The organism is Pseudomonas fragariae (ex Marin et al. 2024) (genome assembly GCF_059621105.1).
On the sequence record NZ_CM184369.1, the window covers coordinates 1,479,450 to 1,493,371 of the forward strand.

Here is a 13,922-nt window from a genome sequence, read left to right on the forward strand (position 1 = left end):
ACGGTATACATAGTCAATAACTGCCTACGCCTCACCAAAAAGGACCCCATGTGATGCAGATGAAGGCTGAAGATAAGGTCGTCTCGCCCTCCCAGTTCATGCGTCAGATCCGCCCCGAGCTCTATTCCGACTCTACCCGCAAGATCAAATACCAGCTCAAAGCTGAGGTCCTGTCTCATCACTTGGAGACCATCACCGAGCGTAATCAGACGCATGACTTTGAATTGTTCTGTCGCAAGCTTTGCGAGCGGACGATTTGTCCGAACCTGAGGCCGGCGACTGGGCCGGAGGGCGGTGGTGACAGCAAGGCCGACACCGAGACCTCTCCAGTTTCTGACGAAATAAGCACCCTGACTTTTGTTGGTACGGCAAATAGCGGCACCGAACGGTGGGCTTTTGCTTTCAGCGCAAAAAAAACCTGGGCCGACAAGGCCAGATCCGATGTGAACGGAATCGTGGCCACCGACCGTGGATACACCAAGATCTTTTTTGTGACATCGAGAGCTGCGCGTGCGAAAGATCGTGCCCGCGTAGAAGATGAGCTGAGCCGTTTATACGGTGTCCGGGTAACCATTCATGACCGAGCGTGGATCATCAATGAGGTTATCGATAAAAACCGCCTGGACCTCGCGGTCAACTATTTGAAAATCGGTGACGAAACGGACGATCTAGCTCTAGGCCCATCAGACTATTCCCGTAAGCAGCAGCTTGCAGATATTGAGCGAGAGCTTGAGGATCCTTCTGCATTTGTTGGGATGAAAATGCAGCGCGCGTCGGAGGCACTTTTGGCAGCAACTCTGGCGCGAGGGCTGGAGTTGCCGCGAACGGATGTGGATGGCAGATTTCTTCGTGCTATCCGGCTGGCGGACGACGGGGGGACGTACCGACAGCAGCTCACCGCACGTTACGAATCTCTCTGGACTGCGTTCTGGTGGTTTGATGACCTCAAGGCGATTCTCGATGGGTATGAGGGGTTCGAGACTCGGGTCATCGATGATGAGAATGCGATAAACCTCGAGATGCTCTGCAACCTCTTGCAACTCCTGTTCAATATGGTCATCCACCGTCATCGCACACCGGAAGAGGTAAGACTTGAACCCCGGATAGCCCGACTGTCCTCTCGGCTTGCCGAAATGGCGAGCGATAGCAGCCGCCCGAACAACGCCCTTGAGGCAAGGACTTCTTTGCTCACGATCCAGCTCAACGAAGCTTTTATCTTTGGAGAGCCAGAACAGGTTTCATCGCTGTGGCCAAAGTTCTCCGACACTCTCTTGGAGGCTGATGGTTTAGGGGAGTTTAACGCCAAGCGACTGGTAAGGCTTATCGAAGTGTTCGGCGAGGCAGCAGGCAAAGATCGCGGTTACCGAAAGCTTGTAGACCAACTATCTGACTTCGTGGCTAAGCGCTCAGGAGAAGTTCAAGGGGCAGTGGTATTGCTCAATCGCGCTAAGCAGCTCGACTTCGACGAAAAAATGGAGGTGATCCGGCTTCTCGGTAAAGCAGTCCGGCTGCTTTCCAAAAAGGAGAACGCTGGAGATCTCGCCGACGCACAGCTTCAACTGGCGCTTGCTTACCAAAGTGCAGGCTTGCTTTGGGCAGCACGCGCGGGCTGTACCTCAGCAGCGGCGACCCTCTTCATCGAAGGTGAAAAGGATGGAGAGCCGCCGCTAATAGTGTTCCCGGCGCTCATGAACGCAGCATGGCAAGCAGCCCAGCTTAAGCACTTCCCCGAACTGCTTGAAACTATCCAGATTGCGCGGGGATGCCTGGCCTCTCTGCCTTTCAGTGATAGCGCAAAGAAGCGCGCCGCTGAACAGCTGAAAAACTATGACATGGTCCTTGCCTGTCAGTTGGCAAACCTGTCCAGGGATCAGATTCCAAGGCTGAAATCGATCCCTGATGTCCTCGCAGGATTAGGACTGGATGTAAGCAGGACTACGCTGCTATACCTCCTGGGATATGAGGACGTACTGAGAAAGGAAGGTTGGGTACCCGAAAGCGAAACTACTGAGGCTGTTGAGACTTTTTTCAATCAGTTAGCAGGACAGCCGGCGGGCGATGCGAGCTGGCGACCGCCAATTTTCAACGGCCCGGATGCTCAAGAGTATGTCACCTCGGTATTGGGCGTTCAGGTGCATGTTCGGCATGAACCTACCGATGTGAGTATCACCGTCACCGAAGCCATCGTCGGGACGATCGAGGCCTTCTTCGCAACAGCGTTTGAGCTAGAAGCTTTCGCTCATACAGAGCGTTTCCAAATCGAGATCATCGAAACGGAAATCGCGTCTTTCGAGATTGCTGCTGATTTGGATCGAATGAGCGTGACCGTCCGCTGGCCTAAGAATATGTTCCCGTGGAACCCGGCGGTTCACAGCGATTTTCTCTCCATGCTGCTAGAAGTCGCAGCCATAGTTTTCTCTGCGACCTGCACCGCAAAGAATTTCGAAGATGCCGTTGACCAGCTATTCAAAGCAGATGCCGCAATGGAACGGGTCGCGATGATCGGTTCGCTTTGTTTTAGTCGGGAGCGCATTTTCAATGGTGTGGCACGCCTTGAGTTGTGGGAAAAGCATGCACTAAAAACGTTCGAAGCCACTCCAAGTAGGCCGCAGGTTAGACGAGATCCGAAGGCAGCCAGAGCAGGCGTGCAACCCGAGAAACCACTACCCACCGATGCAGAACCTCCGAAGTTTGCGGACCATCGCGGTGTAGCAGTACGATCAGTGATCGACGTTCACCTTTGGGACCGCGCTCGCTGGACAGGCGTGGCTTATGGGGCGCTCGATCTAGCCGCCCCGCCCTTCATGGCGCTAATGTTCAGACATCGGGATGCGGCCGTAAAAATTTTTGAGCGGTGGCGAGAGCGATTCGGGACAATAGATAAGAACGATGAGATCCTCATCGACATAGTTCGCCATTTTTCCTCAGAGCATCCATCGCATTACGGAATGGCTATCACTTCAAACATCCAAAGGGATGAAGAAGATCAACGAACGCCGATGCTCACTGTACGCTCCATAACAATGGAGCCTGCAAGTGAGGTAAATCTTTCAAGGTTTTTGGCAGACTACAAGAAGGCCGGGGCTTACCTGTTAATGCCCATGGTCCTACTCCCAGGGCATCCACCGCAACTCATCAAAGAGGTATACCTTCTGAAGAAGTCGTTGACCGTCAGTGAGGCTTCTGACGTAGGTCCAAACGACTTAGGGTATATGTTCCTTTACCCCCGAGGCTTCGACCGAAGCCCTGGATGAGCGTGAATCATTCGATAACTTCGGAGGCAGATTGAAACGGATCGCTTGCCTGGGATGGGGCTCTCTGATTTGGGAGCCTAGGGATCTCCCTATTCGTGGCCCGTGGGCAGAGGACGGACCTTTGCTGTCGGTTGAGTTCGCTAGGCAATCACAAGACGGGCGGATGACGCTGGTGCTGGTCGAAAACGAGCGTCTAGTCCCTTCGCAGTGGGTGTTCATGGAGTCGGCGGATCTTGCATCCGCCGTCGAAGCATTACGTCTGAGAGAGGGCATTCCCGCTAAGAACGTGGGTAAGCATATCGGCCAGTGGTCTCGCGGTGAAGCCGCACCAACATCTATACCTTCCTTGACTGGATGGGCGGATGCGCGCGGTATTACCGACGTCGTTTGGACCGGCTTACCGCCGAAATTCAGTGGGCAGGAAACCACACCGTCAGCTGACCAGGTCGTCGAGTATTTGCTCAAGCTCTCTGGCGAAAAACTCCAACGTGCTGAGCGATACGTTCGCTTGGCTCCTGCGCAGATTGATACTCGATACCGGAGCCAAATTGAATTAACGCTTGGCTGGTCTCCTTATGTTGCAGATAGCAAACTTTAGCCTGGATTTGAGTTGAGCAGGACGTTGCTAATCCTTGGGACGGGCTCTCATCTGGCGGCCGAGCGCCGACGCTGCGTCAAAAAACCAAGACGCAGGGCAGGCGTAGCGGCGCCTTTCGACAGGCAACACTGTGCCGTCGAGTAGTCTCGCTAAGGTCGAAAAGATGGGGGAGGATTGACAGCCGCTTTGAAAAAATAGACATTGCGGGTTCTCAGGACGCAAGTCTGCTTCGCTAAGCGCGGTCAGTCCTCTCAGGATTGGCCGCGTTTTTCTACATTTTGGGCTCTCCTTTTCTGCTCATAGGTCATGATATTTATGACTGATCAGAATCTCAAGCAAACGGCTTGCTCTCATTTGTTCTAAACGATCACATATGGATCGTCAGAGCAGTTGAAATCTGGTTTTAAATTTTCGCTTCAATTCGCTGATTCGATTACGAATCTTCTAAACGAAGCAGAATAATGGTCATTGATCTTATTCCAATATCTATCCAAAATCCACAATAAATCTAACTGTGGATTTTCTAGTCAAATAGTCCCAATACTAAGTTTCTCAAAATAAATACTTAACAAGTAATCATAATTAACTATCTACTTGTACAGCTATTATTTCAACGCATCAGCCTCTCAACACCTGAGTTAGCCTGCTGACCTTTTCAGCCTATACGGGCGGCCATCTGATCCTCCCCCGATGCATCGCCACCTCAGACGAGAGGAGTAGGGCGTTCCGACATGAAAACCTAGGCAAAAAAAACCGCGAAGCGGGCTTGATGATGATCGGCGGAGACCAGAACTGATCCCCGGCCGGTCAACTATTTGTGAAACCGTGCAGCTATTTTGTAAACCTACAGCCTGAAACAGACTCTTGCGGCGAAAATGGAACCGCTCCACCTGTTTGCTCCACTCAAGGTTTGAACCTTTCTGATGGAGTATCAGGACATGATAAATTTCAAATCTCTGCAAAATAACCTCGATTCCACGCTCACCCGCGCGTTGTCCGACGTGGATGACGTGCTGGACGGGGGCAATGGGCATTTCACCGCCGACGACATCGATGCCTTCAGTGAGGCAAGCCAGCAGGCTGCGGTCAGCTCCAACATCGCTGATCAATGCCAGCAGGCTGGTTATAAAATGACCAAAAATGTCATCGATGGATTTCAGTGAGTTCGAGGAGGTCGTCGGCCTGTGGCGTGATCAGCGTCCGGCGAGCCCGCTCGACTGCTGGGTCGACGACGCCAACGCACGGCTGGAAAGGGTGGGTGGCGGAGTCCGTTGCAGCATCGAGTTACTCGACCCCTATGACGCCAACGACCCTCAGCGTATCGAAGCATTGCTCAGTCACGGCGGTGCCAGCCTGGCGTGTGCCTGTGACGGCGCGTTCGCCATCGATCCGCAAACGCGCTGCATGGTGCTGGTCAGCTGGATGCCTGGCCCCTGCAGCCTTGCCGATCTGCTGAACCGTCTGGAAAGCCTGGCCAATCAGCGCGCGGCCTTGCTCAGCCTGATGCACACCACTCTGGTCAATTCCGTGCCCGCCTTAGCCGGGCGCACGACCCTCAATCACCGGCAACCGGGAGTTTGAAATGCGCAAGGCCTTGATGTGGTTGCCTTTATTGTTGATCGGGCTGTCCCCCGCCACGTGGGCGGTGACCCCCGAAGCCTGGAAACATACGGCTTACGCCTACGATGCCCGGCAGACCGAGCTGGCGACAGCGCTGGCCGACTTCGCCAAGGAATTCGGCATGGCGCTGGATATGCCGCCCATTCCCGGGGTCCTCGATGACCGGATACGCGCTCAGAGCCCGGAAGAGTTTCTCGACCGCCTGGGCCAGGAATATCACTTCCAGTGGTTTGTGTATAACGACACGTTGTACGTCAGCCCCTCCAGCGAGCACACCTCGGCACGCATCGAAGTGTCATCCGACGCGGTAGATGACCTGCAGACTGCCTTGACCGATGTAGGGCTGCTGGACAAGCGCTTCGGGTGGGGGGTACTGCCTAACGAGGGCGTGGTTCTGGTTCGTGGCCCGGCAAAATATGTGGAACTGGTGCGCGATTACAGCAAGAAAGTCGAAGCGCCGGAAAAGGGCGACAAGCAGGACATCATCGTATTCCCGCTCAAGTACGCCAGTGCCGCGGACCGCACCATTCGCTATCGCGATCAACAACTGGTGGTCGCCGGGGTGGCCAGTATTCTCCAGGATTTGCTGGATACCCGTTCTCGTGGCGGGTCGATCAATGGTATGGATCTGCTGGGGCGAGGCGGTCGCGGTAACGGCCTGGCGGGCGGTGGCAGCCCGGACGCTCCGAGTCTGCCGATGAGCTCCAGCGGCCTCGATACCAATGCGTTGGAGCAGGGCCTCGATCAGGTGCTGCACTATGGCGGCGGCGGCAGCAAAAGCGCTGGAAAAAGTCGTTCTGGCGGTCGGGCCAACATCCGTGTAACGGCCGATGTCCGTAACAACGCCGTGCTGATCTACGACTTGCCCTCGCGCAAGGCCATGTACGAAAAGCTTATCAAGGAGCTGGATGTTTCGCGCAACCTGATCGAAATCGACGCGGTGATCCTCGACATTGATCGCAACGAGCTGGCAGAACTGTCCAGCCGCTGGAACTTCAATGCCGGGAGTGTCAACGGGGGCGCCAACATGTTCGACGCTGGCACCAGCTCCACCCTGTTCATTCAGAACGCCGGCAAGTTCGCTGCCGAACTGCATGCGCTGGAAGGTAACGGCTCAGCCTCGGTGATCGGCAACCCGTCCATTCTTACCCTTGAAAACCAGCCGGCCGTGATCGACTTCAGTCGCACCGAATACCTCACCGCGACGTCGGAACGCGTGGCCAATATCGAGCCCATCACCGCTGGCACCAGTCTGCAGGTGACTCCGCGCTCGCTGGATCACGATGGCAAGCCTCAGGTGCAACTGATCGTCGATATCGAGGATGGTCAGATCGACATCTCCGACATCAATGACACGCAGCCAAGTGTGCGCAAAGGCAATGTCAGTACCCAGGCCGTCATAGCCGAACACGGTTCACTGGTCATCGGCGGTTTCCATGGCCTTGAAGCCAACGACAAGGTCCACAAGGTTCCGTTGCTGGGCGACATCCCCTACATCGGCAAACTGCTGTTCCAGTCCCGCAGCCGTGAACTGAGCCAGCGCGAGCGCCTGTTCATTCTGACGCCAAGACTGATTGGCGACCAGGTCAACCCGGCTCGCTATGTGCAGAACGGCAACCCTCATGATGTCGATGATCAGATGAAAAGGATCAAGGAACGGCGTGACGGCGGTGAGCTGCCTACCCGCGGCGACATTCAGAAAGTCTTCACGCAGATGGTCGATGGCGCTGCGCCAGAGGGCATGCATGATGGCGAAACACTGCCCTTTGAAACCGACAGCCTGTGTGACCCGGGTCAGGGCCTGAGCCTCGATGGCCAGCGTTCGCAATGGTATGCACGCAAGGACTGGGGTGTGGCCGTCGTGGTAGCGCGTAACAATACCGACAAACCGGTGCGCATCGACGAGAGTCGTTGCGGTGGTCGCTGGGTCATCGGCGTCGCCGCCTGGCCCCACGCATGGCTGCAACCGGGCGAGGAGAGCGAAGTGTATATCGCGGTACGTCAGCCACAGATATCGAAAATGGCCAAAGAGAGCCGGCCATCACTGCTCCGGGGGGCAAAGCCATGAAGATCAGCAGCGTTGCAGTCGTGTTGGTGGTGTTTGCTACCCTGACCGGGTGCGCCACCCACGGTTGTTCGGGCACTGCCTGCAAACGTCCGGACTCCACCAGCCGCGAACTGGTCATCTGGTGGCCCCCGGACATGCGTGACGGTCTTGACGATCAGGACCACGAGCGCGATTACACCGTCGTGAAGTTAAGGGACTAGACATGATTGAGGTCGAGGAGAAAACAGCGTTCTACTACAACGTTGCGGCACAGAGTCCTGCGGTCTGGCCGGTGGCAAACGGAGTCTCGTTCGTCAGCCGCCGCGAGCACCATGACTGGGGCATTGCGCTGCACATCGAGGGTCGAGCGCTGCGTCCCGAACAACTCAGAGAGGCGCTGCAACTGAGGTTTTCAGAAGCCGAACGATTCAATGACTACTTTCTGTTCCTGGATATGCGGCGTGATTTCGTCGTGTGGCACGCGGTGAGCGACGCCCCCCATGCCGTCACCAATCTGGATGATATCCGGCGAAACGAACTGATACTGGCAGGCCTGGATCATTTGGCTTAGGAGATAACAACCGCATGAAAAAAAGACCGCCCCAGTGCAGATGGGGCGGTCTTTTTTTGGGGCAGCTGAAAGCTGCGAGCGGCAAGCCTCAAGCAGTATTGGGGAATCTTGCAGGACGCAGTCAGTAGCAGGAGATAATACGCAGGGAATGGGAGAGGGCTGGTGCATAAGCAACCACCAGGCTCTATACGTAAAGTGGCTTCGCTCGGTGATGCTGCGTTAAAAACAGGCTCGAGCGCGGGTCCGATCGGAATGCTCATTTACAACACGTAGAGTCGAACGCGACCCCGGCCGTTCCTCGCCTGTTTTTGCCTTGCCTGACCTTCGCTCCCCGATTGTTCGTACAGAGCCTAAAGTCAGTAGGTCAAGATTGCAAAGTGGTATGAACCCCTCGACGTAGTTCGAGACCTGATTTCAGATTCATATCCGCTTTGACGAACAGTATTTGATTGACCTGAAAGATGAGTGATCAACTCCCTACCGTACTAACATCCACAACATACGTGGGCTATCTTTTCGGGCTGACGGTAAGCCCGTCAGCCATTGCATGATCTAATCTATTGCGCAAATGCCATGACGGGCTCCCAGTAGGTGAATGGGGTCTAGATAAGCCGATGCGCTCCATTGGACCTCAGCGGTTTGCTCACAACGTGCCGTTGGAGTTCCCGCACAGCATCCTGGTTTTTAAGAACACCTTGATAGAAGGCCGTCGCCCAATTATTAGGGTATGGATCGCATTCTCGCTCGCTGAGCCTGGACTCAAATATAGATTTTATATCGCAGGGCTTGCTCTGGGCAATCCTAATCCAATGGCGGTATTGTTCATCGCAGTAGTCCACGATTCGCTGCTTGATATGCAGGTTTTTTAAGTGAGAACTTATTCTCTTCTCATCAACATCTGTAATGCTTTCTGGAATACTGAAGGCCGGTGAGAAAGCAAGCTTTCCCTTCACGATCGTTACCTCAATCTTAAACCTCAGTGTCGACAATGCAGGGCTATAAATAGGATGAAGAAAGAACGACTGATTTTCATGTTCACAAAAATATTTCACCCCTTTTATTGGAGCGCAGTCACGACATTGAGGCACCAGATTATCAGAAAAAATCGAATATTCCGGCCAACGCTCTTTCGGTAAGAAATGGTCGAGCGTTTCCGGCGCTCGAGGAAATCCACAATAGGGGCACTCATCCAGCGTATGATCATGACGGCGAGCCTCTAACAGTGTCTTTAACGCAGCTGGAGGGCGCTCATAAAAGTCTATCAGTACGTGGCCAGAAAGTGAGATCCCGCTTTTTCGTGGCTCTGTTTGATAGTCCTCAATAAAACCGTCAAACTCTTCATAGCGCTCGCGAACGGCATACTTAATAAATCCAAGTATGGCAGTGTTTTTTTTAGCTGAGCCAATAGCCAATTCAAACCAAGAGCAACCCGGTCCAGTGCGAAGGTATGAGAGGTCCTTCATTTCGGCCTCCGCTCAATATCCGGCTCCACATCATTCTCACCCGCGATAAGTTTACCGCTCAGATACGCCAGTGCCTCGTCTCCTACCTTGGGACCGAGCTTCTCAAGGGCCTCCTCGGGACTCGCGCAATCGGCGACAGCTTCGTCAATTGAGTCTTCGTAGGGCTTGCGCGTCTGATAGTCATCAAACGCCAGTCCCATGATGACTTCCACGGTCTGACCAAATGTTTCAAAATTGGGTCTCGAAACATCTGTCCTATCCTCCACCTTTCGCAGCACCGAAATCGCAGACCGCTCCACCTCTCGCGCTAATATCGTCGAATGCGTAGCAATGATCGCGTTGGATTTTGTCGCGGCAAGCAACTGCTTCAGCATATCCAAAAGCCCGACCTCCATTGACGGGTGGAGATACAGTTCTGGCTCGTCAAGGATGAGCAGGCTCTCCTCGTCCACTTCGGCGACTAAGTTCGGCAGCAGGTAGGAATAGATGGTCTGCCCGGAACTCAGAGGAACCGTTCTACCTCCTTTTAGGAATTCGATACCCGCCGCGTAATTAAAATCCTTGCGCGTAGCGAGACTCAGCCGTACCGCTTCCGTGGTGCGGCTAAGCACTATCGACGAATCATCTGAATTGAAAACTTGAACTGCATCAAAATCAATGGAGTGGGACAACGTATCAAACAGCAGCTCGAAACGGCTACCGCCAGTCCATTCGTTATCTGCATCATATTGAACAATACGATGGAGTGCTCGAGCGCTACTTTCTTTAGGCCACGTCAGGGAAAACTTACCCTCAGGGTCACGGAAACCAATGTAGACATATTCATTGACCAGTCGCCTGCGTCGTTCTTGCTCATCTTTAGCTGTCAGATCACTTTCGTGACTGTCGTCAGTCTGGGCCATGGCTTGGTTTGGCAAGGCATTTGACAGCTCAACCTCGGTTTTGAACGACTCAAAGGGTGAATAGGCTGCCACAATGACTTTATGGAAGAAGGGCCAGCTCTCAGCATGTTTTTCCACTCCCGTAACCAAATCTATCAAGTGGCGGAGGACGTGGCTTTTTCCGACACCGTTCCGGCCAATGAGTAAGTTGATATTGGTACGACCTAACTGCCTGGCGTTGTCAAAATTAAATTCGACAGCGTCAAAGTTATCCGGAAGTCCCTCCAGCTTGAACGAGAACTGTTCCTGCGCTTCATAGCTGCCTAGCGCTATCTGATAGCCTTTTTTTAAGATGGCCTTAGCAAGGCGATCTCTGAACAGGGACAGCTCGAAACCCTCCCAGTTTGAAAAATCTCCGTACGCATGCAGATTATAACTCCCGTCACAAATCTGACGCAGGTAGTCTTCTGCCCTCTGGGGAATGAGAGCGTGGATCCTACGATAATAATCAATGTCGGATGATAGCGAGACCACCTTTTTATGATCCAACAGTTTCGTAATTCGAACGCTTTCTCCGACTTTATCATGGGATGTTAAAAAATAAATTGAAGAGTCATCATAACCATTCACAAGTAACTTGGTGCGCCCCAAGGACTCGCGCCTGCCATGCTCTACATGATAGACCTGAAAGGTGACGATATAACCAAAGTCATCCCAGGCCTTGGAATAATAGGTGCCAATGTGATCTTGCAGTAGATGGATGCCATCAATGTTGTCAATGTTAAGTGCGGTTGAAAAGTAAAACTCTATCCCTGGCATGCATAAGTCCTTTTAAAAATTTTCCCAACTACTTCAAAACAGCCTACGCTTGGCAATGTTCCACTGCAAGCCCTTTGCAATGCATCAAGCGGGTGCCACATCGCCGACTATACTGACCTCTCAGCATAGCGCGCAATGGTATTCAAACAACCCCTTTACTATCCGCCAATCGTCCAGCCCAATTAGAACGACGCTTTATCATCCAGGTTGAGTCTCTGTGCAAGCGTCAACTGACCCACCGCCGACACCTGGTATGGATAGCCACTGTCAATCATTCAAGGCGCTTTCATGGCATACACAGCTCCCGAGGGGCTTAGTCCTAATACAACGATTTACCGATACATGGACCTGGCCACACTTCTCCTTGATTCGTCAGCGACTCCTGTTCTTCGCGGAGGTCATTCATGAAGGCCTCCTCGAGGGGATGCTCATGGATCTGGATAGTTTAATGGACAGTGGCATGGCAGAGATGCTCGAACATGCCGTAAACAAGTACAGCTGCATTTTGGTTCGTCAGTGGACAATAAGCCATCACAGCTCGACTTCAACCTGAATCACCTCATCGGTGACTTCATCCAGCTGCCGAACCACTTTGTAGATGTGACCGACAGCTTGCAGGGTGGGCCGGGGGATATATTTTCCGACCTTGGAGCGGTACAGCGTCCTGGTCAGCCAGATGCTCTGCACCACCGGGATGCCGGCTTTTTTGGCGCGGGCAATCAATGCCAGGGCTTCCTCGTCTTCACCTTTGCAATGAATCAGCGGCAGAGGCGTTTCGCCTGGTCGGTAATACAGGGCCACCGCGTAGTGCGTCGGGTTGACCAGCAGCATGTCGGCGTCTTCCACCGGCTTGGGCGCAGCACTGGGCTCCTGATTGAGGATCTCCTGGGCAAGTTGCCGACGATGGCCTTTGACGTGGGGGTCGCCTTCCGATTGCTTGTACTCTTTCTTGATGTCCTCGTGGCTCATGCGCAGTTTTTTCGCATGGAAGTATTTCTGCATGGCGAAGTCGATCATCGCGATCGCCAGCAGCAGCCCCAATATCACTCGCAAAATATGCCTGAACAGCTCGACCAGGGCATGCCAGTAGGTCGTCAGATCGCTGTTGGCCAGCAACACCAGGGTGCCCAGCACAGGTTTGACTTGCACATACAGCGTCGCGCCGATGGCAATGGCCTTGAGCACACTGAGCAGCAGGTTGAGCAGGTTTTGCCCGGAAAACATCTGTTTGGCGTGGGAGAACGGGTTGATCTTGTTGGGATCGATTTTCAGCGCCTTGGGCGCGAACAGAAAACCGATCTGCATCCAGCTGCTGATCAAACGCATCAGCATCGCTATACCGACGCTGCACAAGGTAAAGCTGAGCAGTACCGAGAGTCCTTCGCTGGCGATCAGCTCGACCGACGCGGCAAAGCTGCGGTCGATGCCTTGAAAGGACAGCGACAACAGCGCCTCCAGTCGGTTGACGCTTTCATCAGCCAGGGCCAGGGTAATTTCACTGACGGCCATCAACACCAGCAGTTTGCCGAGGTCCTGACTCTGCCCGACCTGACCCTTTTCCCGCGCGTCGCGCAGTTGCTTGGGCGTGGCCTTTTCGGTTTTTTCGCTCACGGCACTTGCACCAGAAGCGTCAGTAGCGACTTCAGATCAACCAGCTTCAACAATTGACCGGTGCCCAGTTCCAGCAGCGTCGGCAGATAGATCAGCAGAAAAGCGAGGCCGGCCATACTCTTGGCCGGCATGGCGAGGATCGAAACGTTCAGCTGTTGCGCATACAGACCAATGATCGCGAACGCCGCTTCGATCAACAGCAGCAGCGCAATGAAGGGCGCCGCGTACAGCAGCATGTGCTGCATCGTCTGGTTCAACTGCTCCAGAAAGACATCCAGGCCGCCAGCGTTCATGCCCGGCATCCAGGCCGTTGGAGGCCAGACGCTGTAGCTGTCCCAGATGATCTGAGTCATCAGCGAAAGCCCCCCGGTGAGGATTACCAGCATGATCAGGGTTTCTTGAAACAATTCGCCCAGTGGCGTGGCGTCAGGGCCCAGCGCCGGGTTCAACTGGCCGCCGCTGAGCGCACCGCGCTGGCTGTCGAGCAGCGCGCCCACCGAGGCGAACATCCAGAATGGCGCATACAGCAATAGCCCCAGTAGCGTGCCGAGTACCGCTTCCTTGATCAGCAGGCCGCCGATTGCGAACCAGTTGTCGTCGAGGGACTCCAGAGCCTTGCTGATGGCCGGTGCCGGGATCATCGCCATCACCGCCACGACGGCATAACGCAACGGGCCTTTCAGGTATTTGAAGCAAAAGGCTGGCACCAGCAGCATGCAGGGCATCAGCCGCGCCATTGCCAGTCCCATGCCCAGCATGAATTGAAAGGCGCTGTGCGCGTCGAAGGGCATTTAGTGACTGACCCCGGAGCGGGCAATCAGGTCGAAGGCCATATTGATGAACTCGATCAGCTCGACGCCGATCCAGCGGCCGGTCATGGCCAGGGTCAGTCCGACGGCGCCCAGTTTGATGCCGAAGGGCAATGTCTGATCCTGAATCTGCATGAGTGCCTGCAGCAGCGAGGTGACCACACCCACCAGCACCGCAACGGCCAGCGGCGGGGCGGTCAGGATGACGACCAGAAACATGCCTTGCTTGAACAACGCCAACGCTTCCAT

Annotated in this window: 12 protein-coding genes; 7 read left to right on the plus strand and 5 right to left on the minus strand. The window is 54.3% G+C overall.

Annotated features, from left to right (window positions below; genetic code table 11):
• Positions 1-53: 53 nt before the first annotated feature.
• The 7 genes from AC54XV_RS06700 to AC54XV_RS06730 all read left to right on the plus strand — a co-directional run bounded on the left by AC54XV_RS06700 (position 54) and on the right by AC54XV_RS06730 (position 8,090).
• Positions 54-3,254: a tetratricopeptide repeat protein gene (locus AC54XV_RS06700; RefSeq protein WP_496718185.1), complete on the plus strand. Its 3,201-nt coding sequence runs from the start codon at positions 54-56 to the stop codon at positions 3,252-3,254.
• A 163-nt stretch (positions 3,255-3,417) separates the two neighbouring features.
• The gene (locus AC54XV_RS06705; RefSeq protein ID WP_010424307.1) at positions 3,418-3,852 is read left to right on the plus strand and encodes a hypothetical protein; all 435 of its coding nucleotides are present in this window, start codon (positions 3,418-3,420) and stop codon (positions 3,850-3,852) included.
• Between the two features lie 938 nt (positions 3,853-4,790).
• Positions 4,791-5,015, plus strand: a complete 225-nt coding sequence (locus tag AC54XV_RS06710) for a type III secretion protein (RefSeq protein WP_003314139.1) — start codon at positions 4,791-4,793, stop codon at positions 5,013-5,015.
• Positions 4,993-5,433 (plus strand): type III secretion system protein HrpG, encoded by a 441-nt coding sequence (locus AC54XV_RS06715; RefSeq protein ID WP_004418828.1) that lies wholly within the window; start codon positions 4,993-4,995, stop codon positions 5,431-5,433. Before AC54XV_RS06710 ends, AC54XV_RS06715 begins: the two co-directional genes overlap by 23 nt.
• A 1-nt stretch (position 5,434) precedes the next feature.
• The gene (gene sctC, locus AC54XV_RS06720) at positions 5,435-7,540 is read left to right on the plus strand and encodes a type III secretion system outer membrane ring subunit SctC (protein WP_440058757.1); all 2,106 of its coding nucleotides are present in this window, start codon (positions 5,435-5,437) and stop codon (positions 7,538-7,540) included.
• A complete protein-coding gene (gene hrpT, locus AC54XV_RS06725; protein ID WP_003314144.1) occupies positions 7,537-7,740 on the plus strand; it encodes an HrpT family type III secretion system protein in 204 nt (67 codons plus the stop codon). The genes sctC and hrpT overlap by 4 nt, the downstream gene beginning before the upstream one ends.
• 2 nt (positions 7,741-7,742) lie before the next feature.
• On the plus strand, positions 7,743-8,090 hold the full coding sequence (locus AC54XV_RS06730; protein WP_003339817.1) for a negative regulator of hrp expression HrpV: 348 nt from the start codon (positions 7,743-7,745) through the stop codon (positions 8,088-8,090).
• A gap of 602 nt (positions 8,091-8,692) precedes the next feature.
• Here AC54XV_RS06730 and AC54XV_RS06735 read toward each other — a convergent pair.
• The 5 genes from AC54XV_RS06735 to sctS all read right to left on the minus strand — a co-directional run bounded on the left by AC54XV_RS06735 (position 8,693) and on the right by sctS (position 13,922).
• Positions 8,693-9,553 (minus strand): HNH endonuclease, encoded by an 861-nt coding sequence (locus AC54XV_RS06735; protein WP_058398995.1) that lies wholly within the window; start codon positions 9,551-9,553, stop codon positions 8,693-8,695.
• A complete protein-coding gene (locus AC54XV_RS06740; protein WP_024659973.1) occupies positions 9,550-11,253 on the minus strand; it encodes an AAA family ATPase in 1,704 nt (567 codons plus the stop codon). The genes AC54XV_RS06735 and AC54XV_RS06740 overlap by 4 nt, the downstream gene beginning before the upstream one ends.
• A gap of 531 nt (positions 11,254-11,784) precedes the next feature.
• On the minus strand, positions 11,785-12,864 hold the full coding sequence (gene sctU, locus AC54XV_RS06745) for a type III secretion system export apparatus subunit SctU (RefSeq protein ID WP_004406538.1): 1,080 nt from the start codon (positions 12,862-12,864) through the stop codon (positions 11,785-11,787).
• Positions 12,861-13,655 carry a type III secretion system export apparatus subunit SctT gene (gene sctT / locus AC54XV_RS06750; protein ID WP_003339813.1) on the minus strand — a complete coding sequence of 265 codons (795 nt, stop codon included), beginning with the start codon at positions 13,653-13,655 and terminating at the stop codon, positions 12,861-12,863. Before sctT ends, sctU begins: the two co-directional genes overlap by 4 nt.
• The gene (sctS, locus tag AC54XV_RS06755; RefSeq protein WP_004406535.1) at positions 13,656-13,922 is read right to left on the minus strand and encodes a type III secretion system export apparatus subunit SctS; all 267 of its coding nucleotides are present in this window, start codon (positions 13,920-13,922) and stop codon (positions 13,656-13,658) included. It lies immediately after the preceding gene.

Excerpts from the sequence above, each read along its gene's own strand:
- AC54XV_RS06740 (WP_024659973.1), bottom strand. The coding sequence starts at position 11,253 with ATGCCAGGGATAGAGTTTTACTTTTCAACCGCACTTAACATTGACAAC.
- sctS (WP_004406535.1), bottom strand. The coding sequence starts at position 13,922 with ATGGAAGCGTTGGCGTTGTTCAAGCAAGGCATGTTTCTGGTCGTCATC.
- AC54XV_RS06705 (WP_010424307.1), top strand. The coding sequence starts at position 3,418 with ATGACGCTGGTGCTGGTCGAAAACGAGCGTCTAGTCCCTTCGCAGTGG.
- AC54XV_RS06735 (WP_058398995.1), bottom strand. The coding sequence starts at position 9,553 with ATGAAGGACCTCTCATACCTTCGCACTGGACCGGGTTGCTCTTGGTTT.
- hrpT (WP_003314144.1), top strand. The coding sequence starts at position 7,537 with ATGAAGATCAGCAGCGTTGCAGTCGTGTTGGTGGTGTTTGCTACCCTG.
- sctC (WP_440058757.1), top strand. The coding sequence starts at position 5,435 with ATGCGCAAGGCCTTGATGTGGTTGCCTTTATTGTTGATCGGGCTGTCC.
- sctT (WP_003339813.1), bottom strand. The coding sequence starts at position 13,655 with ATGCCCTTCGACGCGCACAGCGCCTTTCAATTCATGCTGGGCATGGGA.
- AC54XV_RS06715 (WP_004418828.1), top strand. The coding sequence starts at position 4,993 with ATGTCATCGATGGATTTCAGTGAGTTCGAGGAGGTCGTCGGCCTGTGG.
- AC54XV_RS06710 (WP_003314139.1), top strand. The coding sequence starts at position 4,791 with ATGATAAATTTCAAATCTCTGCAAAATAACCTCGATTCCACGCTCACC.
- AC54XV_RS06730 (WP_003339817.1), top strand. The coding sequence starts at position 7,743 with ATGATTGAGGTCGAGGAGAAAACAGCGTTCTACTACAACGTTGCGGCA.
- AC54XV_RS06700 (WP_496718185.1), top strand. The coding sequence starts at position 54 with ATGCAGATGAAGGCTGAAGATAAGGTCGTCTCGCCCTCCCAGTTCATG.